This window comes from Lysinibacillus sp. FSL K6-0057 (genome assembly GCF_038630885.1).
Taxonomy (GTDB): domain Bacteria; phylum Bacillota; class Bacilli; order Bacillales_A; family Planococcaceae; genus Lysinibacillus; species Lysinibacillus fusiformis_F.
In genome coordinates this window covers 1,454,295-1,471,966 of sequence record NZ_CP152047.1, presented here as the reverse complement: position 1 = coordinate 1,471,966, position 17,672 = coordinate 1,454,295, and the positions used below count along the sequence as shown (strand labels likewise).

At 36.1% G+C, this 17,672-nt stretch carries 22 protein-coding genes; 12 read left to right on the top strand and 10 right to left on the bottom strand.

All coding sequences use genetic code 11. The features are described from left to right. Positions 1–1,167, bottom strand: a complete 1,167-nt coding sequence (locus MHB40_RS06930; protein ID WP_342534174.1) for a YbfB/YjiJ family MFS transporter — start codon at positions 1,165–1,167, stop codon at positions 1–3. Between the two features lie 100 nt (positions 1,168–1,267). On the opposite strand from MHB40_RS06930, the gene MHB40_RS06925 reads away from it, so the two are divergent. Further along, positions 1,268–2,146 (top strand): LysR family transcriptional regulator, encoded by an 879-nt coding sequence (locus MHB40_RS06925; RefSeq protein WP_342534173.1) that lies wholly within the window; start codon positions 1,268–1,270, stop codon positions 2,144–2,146. Positions 2,147–2,384: 238 nt separating this feature from the next. Further along, positions 2,385–2,690, top strand: coding sequence for a hypothetical protein (locus MHB40_RS06920; RefSeq protein ID WP_205442224.1), 306 nt, complete (start codon positions 2,385–2,387; stop codon positions 2,688–2,690). Between the two features lie 6 nt (positions 2,691–2,696). On the opposite strand, the gene MHB40_RS06915 is transcribed toward MHB40_RS06920, so the two are convergent. The 6 genes from MHB40_RS06915 to MHB40_RS06890 all read right to left on the bottom strand — a co-directional run bounded on the left by MHB40_RS06915 (position 2,697) and on the right by MHB40_RS06890 (position 7,221). Beyond that, a complete protein-coding gene (locus tag MHB40_RS06915; RefSeq protein WP_342534172.1) occupies positions 2,697–4,208 on the bottom strand; it encodes an ATP-binding protein in 1,512 nt (503 codons plus the stop codon). Further along, positions 4,192–4,893 carry a response regulator transcription factor gene (locus MHB40_RS06910; protein WP_342442852.1) on the bottom strand — a complete coding sequence of 234 codons (702 nt, stop codon included), beginning with the start codon at positions 4,891–4,893 and terminating at the stop codon, positions 4,192–4,194. The genes MHB40_RS06915 and MHB40_RS06910 overlap by 17 nt, the downstream gene beginning before the upstream one ends. 53 nt (positions 4,894–4,946) lie before the next feature. Then, positions 4,947–5,534, bottom strand: a complete 588-nt coding sequence (locus MHB40_RS06905) for a DedA family protein (RefSeq protein WP_342534171.1) — start codon at positions 5,532–5,534, stop codon at positions 4,947–4,949. After that, entirely contained in the window at positions 5,534–6,106 is a 573-nt protein-coding gene (locus MHB40_RS06900) for an rRNA adenine N-6-methyltransferase family protein (protein ID WP_342534752.1), read from the bottom strand. Before MHB40_RS06900 ends, MHB40_RS06905 begins: the two co-directional genes overlap by 1 nt. A 191-nt stretch (positions 6,107–6,297) precedes the next feature. Continuing rightward, a complete protein-coding gene (locus MHB40_RS06895; protein ID WP_342534170.1) occupies positions 6,298–6,771 on the bottom strand; it encodes a GNAT family N-acetyltransferase in 474 nt (157 codons plus the stop codon). Between the two features lie 84 nt (positions 6,772–6,855). Further along, positions 6,856–7,221, bottom strand: a complete 366-nt coding sequence (locus MHB40_RS06890) for a hypothetical protein (protein ID WP_342534169.1) — start codon at positions 7,219–7,221, stop codon at positions 6,856–6,858. Positions 7,222–7,504: 283 nt separating this feature from the next. On the opposite strand from MHB40_RS06890, the gene MHB40_RS06885 reads away from it, so the two are divergent. From MHB40_RS06885 to MHB40_RS06870, 4 genes are all read left to right on the top strand, one after another. Then, positions 7,505–8,404, top strand: coding sequence for a hypothetical protein (locus tag MHB40_RS06885; RefSeq protein ID WP_342442848.1), 900 nt, complete (start codon positions 7,505–7,507; stop codon positions 8,402–8,404). A gap of 152 nt (positions 8,405–8,556) precedes the next feature. Beyond that, complete coding sequence (locus tag MHB40_RS06880) at positions 8,557–9,177, top strand: TetR/AcrR family transcriptional regulator (RefSeq protein ID WP_342534168.1); 621 nt, start codon at positions 8,557–8,559, stop codon at positions 9,175–9,177. A gap of 15 nt (positions 9,178–9,192) precedes the next feature. Continuing rightward, positions 9,193–10,086, top strand: coding sequence for an ABC transporter ATP-binding protein (locus MHB40_RS06875; protein ID WP_342534167.1), 894 nt, complete (start codon positions 9,193–9,195; stop codon positions 10,084–10,086). Then, positions 10,083–10,880, top strand: a complete 798-nt coding sequence (locus MHB40_RS06870) for an ABC transporter permease subunit (protein WP_342442846.1) — start codon at positions 10,083–10,085, stop codon at positions 10,878–10,880. The genes MHB40_RS06875 and MHB40_RS06870 overlap by 4 nt, the downstream gene beginning before the upstream one ends. Before the next feature lie 40 nt (positions 10,881–10,920). Here the strand turns inward: MHB40_RS06870 and MHB40_RS06865 are convergent, their stop codons facing one another. Next, positions 10,921–11,517, bottom strand: a complete 597-nt coding sequence (locus MHB40_RS06865; RefSeq protein WP_342442845.1) for a TetR/AcrR family transcriptional regulator — start codon at positions 11,515–11,517, stop codon at positions 10,921–10,923. A 116-nt stretch (positions 11,518–11,633) separates the two neighbouring features. Between MHB40_RS06865 and MHB40_RS06860 the strand changes: the two genes are divergently transcribed. From MHB40_RS06860 to MHB40_RS06845, 4 genes are all read left to right on the top strand, one after another. Then, positions 11,634–12,362 carry an ABC transporter ATP-binding protein gene (locus MHB40_RS06860; RefSeq protein ID WP_205442209.1) on the top strand — a complete coding sequence of 243 codons (729 nt, stop codon included), beginning with the start codon at positions 11,634–11,636 and terminating at the stop codon, positions 12,360–12,362. Then, the gene (locus MHB40_RS06855) at positions 12,359–13,375 is read left to right on the top strand and encodes an ABC transporter permease (protein ID WP_342442844.1); all 1,017 of its coding nucleotides are present in this window, start codon (positions 12,359–12,361) and stop codon (positions 13,373–13,375) included. Before MHB40_RS06860 ends, MHB40_RS06855 begins: the two co-directional genes overlap by 4 nt. A gap of 129 nt (positions 13,376–13,504) precedes the next feature. Next, a complete protein-coding gene (locus tag MHB40_RS06850) occupies positions 13,505–14,377 on the top strand; it encodes an ABC transporter ATP-binding protein (RefSeq protein ID WP_342442843.1) in 873 nt (290 codons plus the stop codon). Then, on the top strand, positions 14,370–15,077 hold the full coding sequence (locus MHB40_RS06845; protein WP_342442842.1) for an ABC transporter permease: 708 nt from the start codon (positions 14,370–14,372) through the stop codon (positions 15,075–15,077). Before MHB40_RS06850 ends, MHB40_RS06845 begins: the two co-directional genes overlap by 8 nt. A gap of 19 nt (positions 15,078–15,096) precedes the next feature. Here the strand turns inward: MHB40_RS06845 and MHB40_RS06840 are convergent, their stop codons facing one another. Beyond that, positions 15,097–15,861: a DUF4184 family protein gene (locus MHB40_RS06840; RefSeq protein ID WP_342442841.1), complete on the bottom strand. Its 765-nt coding sequence runs from the start codon at positions 15,859–15,861 to the stop codon at positions 15,097–15,099. A 76-nt stretch (positions 15,862–15,937) separates the two neighbouring features. Then, positions 15,938–16,384 (bottom strand): DUF523 domain-containing protein, encoded by a 447-nt coding sequence (locus MHB40_RS06835; protein ID WP_342534166.1) that lies wholly within the window; start codon positions 16,382–16,384, stop codon positions 15,938–15,940. Between the two features lie 85 nt (positions 16,385–16,469). Between MHB40_RS06835 and MHB40_RS06830 the strand changes: the two genes are divergently transcribed. After that, positions 16,470–17,015, top strand: coding sequence for a GrpB family protein (locus MHB40_RS06830; protein WP_342534165.1), 546 nt, complete (start codon positions 16,470–16,472; stop codon positions 17,013–17,015). Positions 17,016–17,034: 19 nt separating this feature from the next. Next, entirely contained in the window at positions 17,035–17,520 is a 486-nt protein-coding gene (locus MHB40_RS06825; protein WP_342534164.1) for an 8-oxo-dGTP diphosphatase, read from the top strand. Positions 17,521–17,672: the final 152 nt, after the last annotated feature.

The window sequence follows — 17,672 nt, the reverse complement described above, 5'->3', positions numbered from 1 at the left end:
TTAGTTACTACTATCATATTTTACGCCCCCTATTAAACATAATGCCCCCAGCATTACTACTAAGGAAGCCCCGATTAATGCATACTGATAGCTATTTGTAAAATTCGCAAGTGTTCCTGCAATGGATGGTCCAATCATTTGTCCAAGTGCATAGCCTGCCGTTAAATAACCTATTATTTGATGACTATTAACTGGTACAATTTGTCTTGCTAATGTTGTCCCAACCGTTGTAATACCCATAAAGGTTGCCCCAAAAATAAAGGCACTAGCATAAAGGATCATCGAATTTGTAGCTAATGCGGGTAAAACAATGCCTATCGCTTGCAGGAACATAGAGATGAGTAAAATTTTCACATAACCATAACGCTGTGCTAGCTTAGACCACACGATACATGAGGGAATTGCTGCCACGCCCACAGCAAACCATACAAAGGCTGCATCCCCATGAAAGCTTGTCGACTCCTGTGCAATCGATACAATAAATGTGCCCGTGACAATATAGCCAAGTCCCTCTAAGCTATAAGCGATGATTAACCACTTCATCCAAGACGGAGGAGGCGTTTTCTGTGAAATAATTATCTGGCTTTCCGCAAGTTGTTTACTTGGTGGAATGGGTTTGATGAATAGCACAATCCAGACAAACAATACAAAACAAAACAGGGCTAGTGCGATCCAAGTGCCATTCCAATTGAACATGGCATGTATTGGAGAAACGATCACGGCACTTAATGCAATACCCATGCCAACCCCACTATAAAACAGCCCTGATAGTTGCATATTCCTACTGCTAGATAACTGGTCTAATACAAGGCTTGTCATAACAACAAAAATAAAAGCACTCATAACACCTGAGATAAACCGTAATATGTACCATATTATGATGGCATTTGTAAAACCCATGAACGCCGTTGTTAAAATGCTGATAACAAGTGCAATTCGCAAAAAGGGAATACGTTTATTCCCTATTGGTAAACGGCCTGCCACCCAGGCTCCAACCAGATAGCCTAAGTAATTACTAGTTGCTAAATAACCTGCTGTTGCACGGCTAAATTCAAATGCTTCTTGCATATACGGTAAAATAACCGTATACGAAAAACGACCGATGCCCATAGCGATTACTAAAGCAAAAACGCCACCGATTAAATATCGAACGGTTTGCTTGTGCATAACATCACTCCTTCTATTTCACTATATCGAATATCTAGGTATCACAAATAGACCCAATTCGTTATAATAAGTATCAAAAAAATTGATAGTTGGTGACTCTATGAATATTAATGATTTAACGATCTTTCGAACAGTCGTCCAAACTGGTAGCTTTTCAAAAACTGCCACAGCTCTTAATTACACTCAATCCAACATCTCTATGAAAATCCAAAGTCTTGAGGCACTGTACGGTACAACATTCTTTTATCGTGGGCATCGAGGCATACGGCTAACACCAAAAGGGGAACAATTTTACGAGTTAGTCTTAAAAATGCTTCATCTCTATGAAAAATCTTTTGAAATCATACAGGATACAGAGGAACAACGAGGCGTTTTACGAATTGGTTCGATGGAAACAACTGCTGCACTGCATTTACCAGCGCTGTTGACAACATTCCAGCAAGCACATGAACAGGTGGATATTACCATATTAACAAGCCCCTCTCAGCACAATATTGAACGGGTAGAAAACTATGAACTAGATGGTGCATTTGTTACGGGACCTGTTTATAAAGAAAATATATGGATGAAGGAGTTTGTCTGTGAAGAGCTTGTTATTCTCACATCTAGCAAGCAAAAACCCATCAAGCATCTACGGGATTTAGAGGGTAGCACCGTAATTACATTCCGCCATGGCTGTTCCTATCGAGCCATCCTGGAACATTGGCTACATGAAGACGGTGTTCAACCGCAGAATCGAATGGAGTTTGGTACGCTTGACGGTATTATTGGCTGTGTTGCTGCTGGGTTAGGTATTACCTTGCTCCCTCGTGCCATTGCGGAAAAATATATGGCAACACAAACATTGACATTGCACGAGATAAAGAACAAGCAAGCACATATTCCTACATGGTTTATTTATCGTAAGGATGAAGTGCAATCCCCCATACTAAAGTATTTTTTAGAATCTATAGAAGCTTATGACTATCCAACGGTTTGACGGTTTTATCCATCTGTTTTAGGGTTTTATCCGTCGGTATTAGGGTTCTATCCACCGGTTTTAGAGTTCTATCCGTCAGTTTTGGGATTCTATCCTACAACTTTTCGAATCTATCCGTCTCCCTATTGAAAAAGCTGTTCAGCGCATCATTCTCTGCTGAACAGCTCTTCACATGTTTTCTTTTGACGACTGAATGCATTTCCTTTAGGCTGTAATTAGACACTGAAGGGAGTTTTCTATGGATATTTTTATCGCTAGTAACCGCCAATTACCGATCCGCTACTATGTGCAGGAAGCGATTTGGATTCGACGTGGTGGCAGTATTAAGCTGCCAGATTTAACACTGCCGTTTTTCGTCGAGGTAGAAATTAAAAATCAATATAATTTACATATCATCGCAGATTATATTATGGACTTTCAACGACAATACAAGCAGACAGAAATCCAATTATTAATTAGAAACACAGCTACCCTAGCTACCCTGCAAGATATGCTTTCACAACATGTACAGACACAACATGCCATTACCATTCTTCCATTATAGTCAAGGCTATTGGGCTGTTAATGGCAATGTGATAATAAAGTACAGTGTCTCGTTTTTATATTTAGCGTGAATCGTTCCTCCGTGAAGCTCCACAATGCTCTTGGCAATCGCTAGTCCAAGCCCTGAGCCCTCAGTAACATTTGTTCTCGATTGATCCTTTTTATAAAATCTCTCAAATAAACTACTAAGCTCCTCTGATGTAAAGGCATCACTTTGATTCGCCACACAAATACGCACATGGTTTTTTTGTCCTTCAAGAGAAACCATAATTTTTCCTTCAGCTGTACTATAATTGATCGCATTGATGAGTAGATTATCAAATACTCGCACAATCTTTTCCGAATCCAGCGCCGCAAAAATTCGTTTTTCTGGAAAATGTTTTATAAAAATACGTTGTTTTTCCTCTGCTAATGGTACTAATTCTTCCATTAGTTGTTCGAGCAGCTCATTTACACAAACTTGTTGTCGCACTAAAGTATTTTTATCATTCGTTAGCTTGGTATACTCAAATAAATCATCTATTAAATTCTTTAATTGCTCGGATTTCGAAAAAGCTATTTTCAAATATTCGTCATATTGCTCTTTCGTCTCATACTTCTCTTCTCTTAATAAACGCAAATAACCCATAATCGAGGTAAGAGGCGTTCTGAGGTCATGTGAAACATTAGTAATGAGATCATTTTTTTGTTGCTCAATTTTTCTTTCCATCTCGATACTTGTCATGATTTCTTCTGCCATTTGATTAATATTATCAGTTAGTAAAGCAATTTCATCCTGCCCTTTTTTCTCAATACGAAAGGCTAAATTCCCTTTTGCGATTTCCATAACCCCCTCCGCTAATGCCTCAATTTGATTCATTTTGCGTTTTGTTATATAGAAAAATGATACGATAAACAAAATAACACCAATGAAAAAAGGTACGGGTCCTTCACTCGTACTTGTGATGGCTTCCCCTTGTGGTAGCCCACTAACAAAGAAATAATAATTTTTTTCTTGTAAGGTCAACGGCACTAATGTAGTAAATTCCTTACGAGAAGTTTCGATCACATGATAGGCATTTTCAAAAGGCTGATTCATTGTAAAATCCATAACATGCCTAATTTCTTCATGTAAATCGATTTGTTGCTCTTTTACCTGCTTTGTTTTATATAAGATCTTACCTGTCTCATCTGTGACGACTATTTTTAAAGCATTGTCTTCATATTCTATTTTTCCGTTTTCTTGATCAATCAATTCTCTTAACGCTTCAACACTATTTTCTTGGGTCGCCAATTCTGCTGTATCCTGTGCATGGTAATACATCATCTTCATACTGCCACTATAATCCACAATCACAGTTTCGTTGATATTCTCAAAAAATGGCACTACTGCACGTGCCACTAAAAAGCTGCCAAGCGCACATAATAAAAACGTTGTAAATAGTTGAATACGAATGCTACGTTGAATATTATTTTTTATTTTCACACCGATATGCTTTAGAAACCTTGGGAACTTTAAAAGCCTAAAGATCTTTTTCAACTTTATACCCTACTCCCCATACGGTTTTAATATATTGAGGATTTCTTGGATTTGTCTCAATTCGCTCTCGAATTTTTCGAATATGTACCATTACAGTATTTTCTGATTGAAATGCCTCCTCTTTCCAAACTTTTTCATAGATTTGCTCTGCACTCATGACGATGCCTGGATTACTAACAAGCAATTCCAAAATAGCAAACTCTCTTGGCGTTAACTTTACTCTTTCATTGTTCACAAAAACTTCATGTGTTGCTGTATTGATACGTAAATCACCAACTTCCATCTCCTCATTATTGCTACTATTAATACCACTCATTTTCAAATAGCGACGAAGCTGTGATTTAATGCGGGCAATCAGTTCTAACGGATTAAAGGGCTTTGTCACATAATCATCAGCACCTATCGTTAAACCAACAATCTTATCCATATCTTGAGATTTGGCAGTCAGCATAATAATAGGCATTTCTGCTATTTCTCTTACCTTCATACACATTTCAATGCCATCTACTTTAGGCATCATTAAATCCAATACAATTAAATGAACCTTATGCTTCTTTACTAACTGCAAACCCTCTTCTCCATCACATGCCTCTAGCACATGAAACCCCTCATTTTTCAAATAAATGGCGATAAGATTTCTTATCTCCTTTTCATCATCTACAATTAAAATTGTTTCATTACTCATCTAATCCCACCATTAATCAAATATTTTCCAATAATCACGTTTCACCATTTTACCTATTTTTTTATTTTCCGTATATAAAAATAATAAAAACAGCTGACAATCAAGATGAATACCCCAAAGTAAATACCATATTTCGTAGCAATCACAGAAATATACTCAATCTGGCTACCAAATAATAAACCAAGTGTAAAATAAATCAATGTCCATACAAAGCCCGTTGTATATGAAAATAAGGCATATGTTTTAAAAGGCATATTATTCATTCCCACCAAGTAAGGAAGGATATGTCGAACAATCGGAATAAAATAACTCAGGACTAATGCAAAGCGTCCATATTGATCTAGCAATTCTTTCGATTTGAGTAAGTATTTTGCCTTTTTCTTTTTCACCAATTTATCGAGTACACGATGACCAAATAGTTTACCGAGAACAAAGCCTAGAGAAAGCCCCGAAACAACGCCTAAATAAGTGAGTAAAAAAGATTTCCATACGACCATTTTTTCCAACGAAGATAGAAAGCCACCACTCATGACAATCATTTCATCTGGTAGCGGCATGCCTATAATACCTAGCCATAAACTAAAAAATAAAGCAAAATAGCCATATTGTTCGATAAATAGTAACAGATCCTGTAGCTCCATTAACTGACCCTCGTATTTCCAAGCCTACAGCTCAATACATAGGCTGGTGGCATATTGATCCATACTTTTTCATGAGAAATATCCTGAAAATAGGTTTGGAAGAATGATTTTTTCACAAGTGAATATTGGAAAGTAATGAATTTTCCATTATGCAAACAATCCTTCACATTTCTTAAAATACAACTGGATACTTCCGCCTTTAAAGATGTAAATGGTAGGCCAGAAATAACATAGTCTATTTTTTCGATAGTCAACTCCGTCATATATTGCTTCAAATTTTCTGCTGAGCCATGAATCACTACAACATTGGCTACATGAGCAAACTGCCGACGTAGTTTTTCACAAAAAATCGCATTATTTTCTATGAGAACCAGCAATGTAGCTGGCTTTTTGCTTTTCACAAGCTCCGTTGTAAAGGACCCCATCCCAGGACCCAGCTCAACAATGCATTGAGCCGTTTCAAAGCAAATAGGTTGTACCATTTTATGCGCTAATTTTTTAGAGCTAGGTGATATGGCGCCTATAGTTTTCGGATGCTTTATAAATTCAGTAAGGAAGGTGATGAGCTGCATATAGTTTTCTCCTCGCTTTGCTTTCATTGTTGATGGTTCTAACTATAAAGAGCATTTCTTAAAGATTTGCAAGGAGAATTCTTAACTTTTTCTTAATAATTTACATTATTTAGTTAGTAGGCAAACAGCATTCTCATAGGTGTAAACAAAAAAGTCGCTCATTTCATACATGAGTGACTTGATTGATTAATTTATATATTCATCTTCATTTTTCTGCTTATACTCTCCATCCCTAAATGCTCATAAAACTCAATTGCATTGGTATTGAATTCCCAAACATTTAATTCTATAGATGTAGCTCCCTTTGCTATTGCCCATTCTTTACAACGATCAAATAATCGTTTTCCAACACCTTGTTTTTGTATTTCTTTTTTTACACCAAAATCATGAATATACGCATATTTACGCTCTATTAAAGAATGAAATGGAGGTGCACATTCAATGCAAACTACAGCAAAACCTATAATTAAATCACTATGCTTGGCTATAAAAATCTCACTATTTTGATCTTCAAGTAATTCTTTAAAATACATATTGGGCATAACAGATTCAACATTTTTAAAAACAGTCGGTTCTTTCATAACATGTTCTTCGTGCCCTTCTCGCACAAGATCATTGATCGCAATATAATCTTCATTCTTAGCTGTACAAATAGTAATAATCATATTTCACACCTCCCAAAATAACCCTTTTTATATTATAACAGCAGTATAAAGGTATGATTCTTTCTTATATGACATGTTGTAATTTTAATCTTTTTCTTTGTTTCTCATGATTCCCTTACTAATTCCTCTTATAATTAACTGTCCTAAAACATAAAAAAATGAAACAAAGATAATGGCTACATCTCTTCCAAAAGGCTTAAACCAACTTCCATCATCATCTATAAAAAAATGGCCAAATATCAAAGAAATAGCTGTCATTAAAAAATTCATGGCAAAGAACAAAATTAAATGACAATTTCTGGATAACACACCTACTACAATGATGAAAAAAAGAAATAACGGAAATAAGAAACTAGCCTCTTGGTTAGAAAGATGGCTATTATACTCGTAAAAATGAAATAAGAACGGAAATGGAAATAACAGCAAAATAATTTGAATAAGTATTTTCATTTCAACTATACCTCCTTGAAATATAAAATGATTAATTTAGTGTAATTTTACACTAATAATCCCCTTTTTTCTATATAAAATAAATGTATACGACGGTAATCCTTCTGTATCAACTTTGTGCTGAGCATCAGTACCATTTCCCTTAAGATTCATAAAAGATTAAAAGGTACTTCGTTCTAATGACTATTTCCTACATAAAATAGGCATACAATTGCTGCCAATCGAATAGAAACCTATATAGAGAACATTTAGTCACGGGAAAAATAAAGTGGGGTGTGAAAGGATGCTTAAAGTAAATGATGCAAAAGAAATGGTACTTGAAATTGTGCAAGATGACCCATTGTTTGTTGCACTACAACATACGCCTTTAGAGGAAAACCTCTTTAATGATGGGTATTTAGCAGAGCTTGATGAATCGAAACACTATACAATCGCAGAAGTCGCGGGCTGGTTTGATATTACAGACGCCATGCTTCGCTACTATTTAAAACCGTTTGAACAGTACATTTTTGATAATGCTTCACCCAATACAAATAGCAATATTCGTTTAAACCTACCTGCTATATTAAGATTGCGAATGATTTTATTATTGAAGGATGAGTATCGTGTGAGGGGGATTAAATTATTGTTAGGTATTGATGATAACGGTCAGTTGCTGAAACACCAAATTACCGCAACGACCATGGATTCTGAGGATTTATCACATAAAATTGATTTGCTCGGAAACGTCCTACAGCAGATGATTCAAACAGGCCTATTTCAGATTCTACCCAATGAAGAGCAAGGAACTTTACAAGTAAACATTAATCAGGATTTTCTTGCTCAAAATATCGAACGATTTTCTTCTGAATCTGCCCTTCAAGTAGAGGAAATTCAAAAGGAAACATCGGAGCTAAAACAAGAAAATGAACATCTCCAAAAGCAAATTTCCGAGCTACAAGAAAATAGCGTAAAGGACATTGTCCAAAAGATTAGAGAGCGTCATATAGAAAATGAAATTGTTTCTACTTTACGTACAGAAGCATTACAGCAATTTTCTCAAAATAATAAAGTCGGTTTTTTCACCAAATTTTTCAAGTCCACTCAAATTGAAATGGACAAAGAGCAATTTGTTCTAAGCTATATTTCAAAACATTTAGAAGAACGTTTAGAAATTGCATTGAACGATTATTATGATAAGTAAACTGGAACAATGGAGAACATGAGTGAGACTATTAGAAATGGTCACAGTCATGTTCTTTTTTATTTTTCCAAATCACATTGACCACAGTAGTCAATTTCAATATAATGGCATAAAATATGACGGAAAGGAGTAAAAAATTGTACCAAGCTTTTATGAATTTAGCAGAAGATAAACGTCAAGCAATCATTAATGCTGCCTTAAAGGAGTTTTCAATCAATCACTATGCTACCGCTTCAACAAACAAAATTGTGAGCAATGCCAATATTTCAAAAGGCATTTTATTTCACTATTTTGGTAGTAAAAAAAATTTATATCTATTTTTATATGAATATACAACCAATACATTCTCCGAAGCGCTTAATCGTCAACTTGATTTAACAGAGCCTGATATTTTTAAGCGTTATGAACAGATCATGAAAGTTAAAATTGATCTCATGAAGCAATATCATGCTCTGTTTGATTTTTTGAAAAAGACCTATGCTGAAACAAGCTTTGAGGTCCGAGATGAATTAAATCATTATAATGCCACTATTCAAAAAAGCTCCTATGCGATGGTATTTGAAGGAATTGATACTGGTTTATTCCACGAAAACTTGGATATCAAAAAAGCAATCGATACAATTCAATGGGTGACAGATGGCATTAGTCATCGTTATGAGGAAAGGTTAAAAGCGCATGCAGATAATCAAGAGCTCTTTAACGAATTAATCGAGCAATGCATGGTAGAGGCAAGTGAATATTTTCTATTTTTGAAGACATTATTGTATCAATAAAATGGGGTGATTGGCATGTCCATGATTGAAGTAAACCATTTAACAAAAAAGTTTGGTGATTTCTATAGTATACAAAATGTTCATCTACAGATTTCAAAGGGTGAAGTGTTCGGTTTTTTAGGACCAAATGGGGCAGGAAAATCCACAACCATTCGCCATTTAATGGGTTTTTTACAGCCAACTGAGGGCTCTTGTTTCATTAACGGTCTAAATTGTCGAGAAGCATCTGCAATCATTCAGCAATTTGTTGGCTATTTACCTGGAGAAATTGCATTTATAGATAAAATGACGGGTAAACAATTTATTCACTTTATTGCTAAGTTAAGAGGTATGAACGATTACACGCATGCCGAGGAATTAATGCACTACTTTGAATTAGATGCTTCTGGGCTCATAAAGAAAATGTCGAAAGGTATGAAGCAGAAGGTTGGCTTAGTTTGTGCCTTCATGCATCATCCCGAAATTGTCATTTTAGATGAACCTACTAGTGGTTTAGACCCGCTCATGCAAACAAAATTTATTGACTTTATTATAGCTGAAAAGGACAAAGGAACGACCATTTTCATGTCCTCCCATATGATTGAAGAGGTAGAGAAAACTTGTGATCGTGTAGCGATTATTAATGCAGGTAAAATCGTGGCGACTGAAACCATTGCAGACTTAAAGAAACGTAAATCCAAAAAATACATGCTTGCGTTTCAAGATGAGCAAGAGCTTACTCGCTTCCTTGATGAGAAATACGCACTTGAACGAATCTCCTCTACAAAAGTTATGATTACTATAACAGGAGATCTTCAAGCATTTCTTCGTGCTATATCCAACTACAACATTATAGACTTAGATGTTATTTCACAATCACTAGAAGATATATTTATGCATTATTACGAAAGTGGAGGTACTCAATCATGAATCTTACCTTATTCAAGCATGAGTTTTTTGCCTCTCTTAAACTATTCACCATTATTATTGGTGTACTAATGCTATATATTGTCAGTGTGATTTACATGTATAATCCGGAAATGACGGACACGCTAAAAAAATTAACGGACACAATGCCTGAAATGATGGCGGCCTTTGGTATGACCAGCATCGGCGATACCTTAATAGAATTCCTCTCTGCCTATTTATATGGATTTTTATTCATGATTCTTCCTATGGTATTTTCGATCATGTTAGCCAATAAGCTCATCATGGGCTATATTGACAATGGTTCAATGGCATACTTACTTGCAACACCGAATACACGTTTTAAAATTGTCTTTACACAAGCACTATTTTTGATCATTAGTCTTTTTACTCTCCTTGCTATTACCACACTGGTCATGATCGTCTTTGCAGAAATATTGTTCCCTAATGAGCTGGACATAACAGCCTTATTACTACTAAATTTCGGGCTATTTTTGTTGCACTTTGCCATTAGTGGATTCTGCTTTCTTATTTCCTGTAGCACTAAAGATTTAAGAACATCTTATGCCTATAGTGCAGGCATTCCCATTGTTTTTTACCTTATTGAGGCACTCAGCAATATGGGTGGTTCATTAGAAAAATTACAATACTTCACAATCTATTCATTGTTCGATTCCGTTAAACTAATTCACCAAAATAGCTCCTGCTGGTGGATGCTAGGTACACTTTTACTCATTGGCTTGCTTTGCTATAGTTTAGCGATTCATTTTTTTGTAAAACGAGATTTACATCTATAATTCCTAACCGCTACAGAGCAAGTGCTGTAGCGGTTTCCCATTAAATAGTAGCTACTACATTTCCTAAAAAGCTTAATAATCGAAAATGTAGAGCAACCATTTCTTCTACTGTTAAGTTCTCGTTCCCCTTGTCTAACCACTCCTGAATCACCCCTAAAATGGCTGATGCTATAAAGGCTTGTAAGTATTGCTGAAACTCTGGATCTTGTGCTTCCTTGCGGATAAGTGATAGTCTGTCCAAAATATGACTTCCGAAGATCGTTTTCATCTTTTGCGTAAATGCAGGACTCCCCTGCTCTCCTAATAACATACGAAAGGCTGGTGCGTGCTCCTTTATACACGCTATCACCTTGATAAACGGCTGATAGAGTTGCCCCATTTTTACTGTTTGAAAAGCATCCACAGGCTGAACATGTTTAACATAGCGCTCTAACTCCAGTAATAGCTCCTGCTGCAAATCCTCCATCACATCATATTTATCCGTATAATGTAAGTAAAACGTGCCACGATTGATTTCAGCTGCTAACGCTAAATTCTTTACTGTCACACGCTCAAAGCCTACCTCCTCTACTTGCTGGATAAAAACCCTTTTAATGGCTTGCTTCGTTTCAAAATTCATCTTTTCATGTACAGACACATATTTCCCTCCATTTACTTAACACTTGCTGGCAAACTGTTGATTGTATTTGCTCACATGCTACCGTAAAATTTTTATCAAATCAACATTGTGTTCAGTGAAGGAGTGAGGTCCATATGGGCAACCAGGCAATCTCTATTAAATCTCTTGAAAAACGATTTCAACAAAAGCAAGTTATTGCCCCCCTTTCTTTGGATATTCCTAAGGGACAGCTAATGGGCTTACTTGGTCCGTCAGGCTGTGGTAAAACAACACTAATCAAAATGATTATGGGGATGCTAAAGCCTGATCATGGCACTATTCAAGTGTTAGATTTGGATGTTCCACATCAGCAATTATTGAATGATATCGGCTATATGGCACAATCAGATGCACTTTATACAGATTTAACTGGGGAAGAAAATCTACATTTTTTCGCTAAGCTTTATTCATTATCGAAGGCGGAACGAATAGAAAGAGTTGCCTATGCTGCTAGCCTTGTTCGTTTAACAGATGACTTACGACTTAAAGTGGTAAATTATTCAGGGGGAATGAAACGTCGATTATCCCTTGCTATTGCCCTTATTCAGAATCCTAAACTATTAATCTTGGATGAACCGACAGTGGGAATTGATCCTGTCTTAAAAAAGGAAATTTGGCAAGAACTTATTCGTTTAAAAGATCAAGAACAAAAAACGATATTAGTGACGACGCATGCGATGGATGAAGCAGAAAGATGTGATCAATTGGCCATGCTGAGAAGTGGGCATATTATTGCACAAGGTACACCACAAGAGTTAAAAGATCATTATCAAGCAAAAGATTTTGATGAGGTGTTTTTAAAAGCTGGAGGTGACGTTCAATGAGAATAGGTGCTATCGTCACAAGAATCATCCAACAAATGAAACGAGATAAGCGGACACTTGCTTTATTATTTTTAGCCCCGCTTCTTGTCTTGTCCTTAATGTATTTTATTTTCAATAGTAACGAGGCTTCTGTCACACTTGTGGTCTCTAATGGGCCCGCCCCATTGATCGACAAATTGAAAGAGACTGATTTTACCATTATCGAGGACAATGCTTTTTCAAAAAAGCAGCTACAGGATAAAGAGTATGATGGTTGGCTAGCAATAGAGCAAAATGATAGTAAGTTAACTTTATTAAATGATGACCCTTCTCAGGCAAAGGCATTAACGATGCAACTGGCACAAGTTTTACAGCCAACACAAACCTCTATAGGCAGTATGGAAACGGACTATATTTATGGTGATAAGGATACGGCTATTTTTGATATATTTAGTCCTATGCTCATTGGTTTCTTCGTGTTCTTCTTTGTCTTTTTAATTACCGGCATTGCCCTATTAAAGGAGCGTACTTCAGGAACATTGGAGCGTTTACTGGCGACACCTATTAAACGCTCAGAAATTGTAGCAGGCTATATGGTCGGTTATGGTTTATTTGCCTTCCTGCAAACGATTATTATCGTCCTGTTTGGTATTTATGTGCTAGATATTGTCCATGTAGGCTCCATCTGGCTTGTCCTACTCATTAATATGGTGGTTGCCCTTGTATCGTTATCCTTAGGTGCATTGCTATCTAGCTTTGCTGCTTCAGAATTTCAAATGATGCAGTTTATTCCGCTTGTTATTGTTCCTCAAGTATTCTTTTCGGGTATTTTTCCGCTCGATAGTATGGCGGAATGGCTTCAAAATATTGGACGCATCATGCCTCTTTACTATGCTGCTGACGCATTGAATGGCGTTATGTATAAAGGTTATTCATTTCCTGATATTGTAATGAATCTCAGCATTCTTGCTTGTTTCGCCATTGTTTTCATTACGTTAAATATTATCAGTTTAAAAAAATATCGTTCGTTGTAAAGTAAACAGTAAGAATCTGTTAATCATTAAACAGATTCTTACTGTTTTTTATAATGGTTTCTTTTGCCATATAACCTACTATTCTCTTACAATAAGCTTAGTGAATTTAACAAAAGTAGGTGCAGATTTATGAATATGTTACTCGCCGTACAAAACATCACCAAGCAATACAGAGGCACTACCATTTTAGAAAGTGTCTCTTTTTCCATCCATTACAATCAAATTACTGCTATTTTAGGGAAAAACGGCTCTGGCAAAAGCACCCTATTAAAAATAATTGCGGGGCTAATCACGCCCGACTCTGGTTCTCTTATTCCTTCCAAACACCCTTTAAAAATTGGCTATGTACCAGAAGTTTCTCCTTCTCATATTTTATTTACCCCTAGAGAATACCTTGAGCATATGGGGCAAATCTGCGGAATGGGTAAACAAGAACTATTATCGAGAATAAATTATTTACTCGAACTATTTCACTTAGAAGATGTACAAGATACTAGAATAGCTCATTTTTCTAAAGGAATGAGGCAAAAAATGATGATTACGCAGGCCATGCTTAATGAAACAGATTTATTGATTTTAGATGAACCTCTGTCGGGACTAGATCTTAAAACACAAAGTGAATTGGAACAGACACTTCTGAGCCTCAAACAACAAGGTATGACGATACTCTTAACCTGTCATGAAACAAAACTACTGGATCATGTTGTTGATACAACTTTAATGATTGAAAATAAAGAAGTAAAAGAAGCTAATTTATCAGTGCATCATGCAACCTATAATCAATTGATTTTTGAGATTTCTAATCTTGCATACTTACAAGACATCTCTCCTTTAATCGAAATTCAAAACCAATTACAACTAGCCAATGGTTCTTATGAAGTTATTACTCATATTCAAGCACAGCAAACTAACCATCTCTTACAACAGCTGCTCTATAAAAATGTTACTATTAAACAAATAGTGCCAATCAATGTCAAGGAGAAATTCATACAAAATGATTAGTTTAATGCGATATCAGTTAAGCAATTATGCTAGAACCTATCAGTATGTTCCACCTTTTTCAATTTTTATTTTATGTCTTGTTGTCAACTATACATTTGTCCCAAATCCTATATTAGATAGCTTTTCATTTACCTCAATTGTTATCTTTTTCTTAATGGGATGGTTCACCATCACACTGTTTCATTCAGAAGATGAGGGGCAAAAAGTGATTACAATATTACATGCGAATGGTTCAACACGTTATAATATTAGCTTATTTATAATCTGCATGTTGATTGCTTTATGCTTAAGTATGATTTCTGTGATCTATCCTACCGTCATTCACGCTTTTGCTGAAGAACCAAGTTTTCTACACCTATCACTTGGATTTCTCGCTCATTTTAGTTTAGCGTTTTTAGGAATGGCACTCTCTGCTATGTTTACAAGAGAGCTTGTCAAAAGTAAACAAAATACTTGGTGGGGTGTTATCAGCGTATTATTGTTTGCTGTAGTAATAGCAACGTTAAAAGACTCGATCCTGCATATAAAAGGCATTATTTGGTTTCTACCCCCACTTTATCTTTCTTTAGAAATGATGACTATTGGAGATCAAATAAAGTCCATACCTAGTAAGTTCTATTGGCAATTTATCTGGATACTAGTTTATGCTATTTTCATTATCTATTTATTTTTCTTTTTGTCCAAACTAAAAAAGAATTAATGATTAAAAGGACTCCCAATTAAGGAAGTCCTTTTATTCTGGATGTTGTTAGTTTTTGACGATAAGTTTTAAATAAACAAATCGTTAGTAAGCTACAGAAAAATGAATCGATGATACGGATTACCCATGTACCATAACTGCTTAGTGAAATCTCATTCATAATGTACCAAAAACAAAAATACAAAAACGCTAGACCTAGTATCTGCATCCAAAAACAAAATTTTTGTGTTGTATGAATCGTTTGCAAAGTTTCCTTCGGCTGATTGTTTGTTCTGAAATAGACATAGCTGATTATCAGCATAAGACCAATGAATGTACTGCCATGCTGTAAGTATTTATAAACAGGAATCTGCAAGCTGAATAGTGGCATTATTTCAGATAAAATAGCTAATTGCGATACCATATAGCCATTTCTATGTGTAAAGGAATCCCAGATAACATGTGTTAGCATACCAAATAGCGCTGAATAGCCAAATACGATGACATTGAATAATTTACTCTTGGAAGTTTTTTGGATAGTTGTATCCTGTAAAAATAAAGGTAAATGATTAACTAGATGTTGATGAATAAACGCACGGTATAGTGTATAGATCAAGATAATAAGAGGTAGATTCAAAATGAAAAAACCTGTCACACTATGACCGATTGCTCCTATTGGTCTGCCTCTAAAAAAATATTCAAAATCAGGTGCCATACTTCCTAGGACAAGTGCTGAAAAATGGATGTATTTGCTTTGTCTTGAAAAAGGTAATATTGCTGCTGGATGTGCAAAGGTTAATGGCATATCACCCACCTCCCATCTGTTCAGACGTTTCTTATGGTGAAAAGATACTCCTCACTATAAAAAAAATCGCATTCCCTCATAGAAATTGTTCTTCTGATAAAACCTCAATTCCATGTCTTCGAAGCAATGCCGTAGTTACCCCTTCTCCAACTAGTTTTATTCCATTGAACTCACCATTATAAATCTCTGCACTGCCACAGGATGGGCTATATTCCTTTAAAATGACATGAGTCGCTCCCACCTCAAGCGCTTTTTGTAAAGTTACATAGGCCCCCTTTAGATATAGCTCCGTGACATCTCGTCCAGAACTTTCAACCACTGTTGCGTTGCCATCAAGAACATCCTGTCCATTGCCTCCTACAATTTCAGCGGGCTCACGGGGCGTCGAAAAACCTCCCATCAGCTCTGGGCAAACCGTGACAGCTTTATTTTCTAACACAAGCTTTTGTATTTTTTCATCTAGGCTGTTGGTGCCATTATAACGAACATTGAAACCTGCTAAGCAAGCACTTATTAGAATCATCGCTTTCTCACTCCTTCTCCTATCTTTATTCCACTATAACATGCGTGATACAATATTTTTATGAAGATCAAGGGAGGGTGAAAAAATGTCCGATCCTATTTTGATTTTGCCTTATACAGATGAATGGGCTAAGGAATTTCATAGCATAGGCTGTCAATTGCGTGAGGCCTTAGGAGACATAGCGCTGAGAATTGATCATATTGGCTCAACCGCTGTAACAGGGTTAGCAGCGAAACCAGTGATTGATATACAAATATCCGTCGCATCGTTTACACCATTGACAGCATTTAAAGCTCCATTAGAATCTCTCGGTTTTATTTATCGAGCGGAAAATCCAGATAAGTCTAAACGCTATTTTCGAGAGGCTCCAGACCAAAGACGAGTACATATTCATGTTCGACAGGCTGGGAGTTGGGCAGAGCAGTTAGCCTTATTATTTCGAGATTTTTTGCGCAGTGATCCAGAACACTGTCGGCGCTATGAGCAGGTAAAATATGAATTGGCTAAGAAATACACACATAATCATCAACTTTATACGGATTCTAAAGAAGCGATCATATGGGAAATTTTAAAACAAGCAAATCATTGGAGTCAGCAGACTGGCTGGTCTCCTGCCAATTCAGATAGCTAAAGAAAAAGGAGGAACAAACTTGGCTGAATTTACAATTTGTTTTCTGAAGAAGGGTGATTATATCCTTTTACTAAATAGAGATAAGCCACAATGGATGGGCGCGTGGAATGGTGTAGGTGGTAAAATTGAACAGAGTGAAACGCCATTAGCTGGTGCACTTCGAGAAATCAAAGAAGAAACAGGTATTACGGTTGAGGATATCACCTATAAAGGTAAAATTACCTGGACAGATGGCGTTGTGAACTATGGTTGTATGTATGCCTTTATAGCAGAACTACCTGAATCTTTTACATATGTTACTCCCATAAAGGTAGCAGAAGGCATTCTTGATTGGAAGAAGCTAGATTGGATTTTTCACCCTGAAAATGTAGGTATTGCGGATTTAAAATATTATTTACCTACAATGCTCAATGAAACAACTAACTATGAATTTATCTTTACATATCAAGACAAGAAATTAGTTCATGTCTCTTCTACACCAATTGAACAAACATCTACTGTCTAGTAGACAAACAAGCCTCGTCATGCTGTGATTGCATGACGAGGCTTGTTTTTTAGTGTCTTGGCTGTACTTTTCCAGTTCGACCAATTCAAGGCACTATATGTTAAAATATGGATGTAGATTTACGTGACTAAATACCTAACTTGATTTGTTTT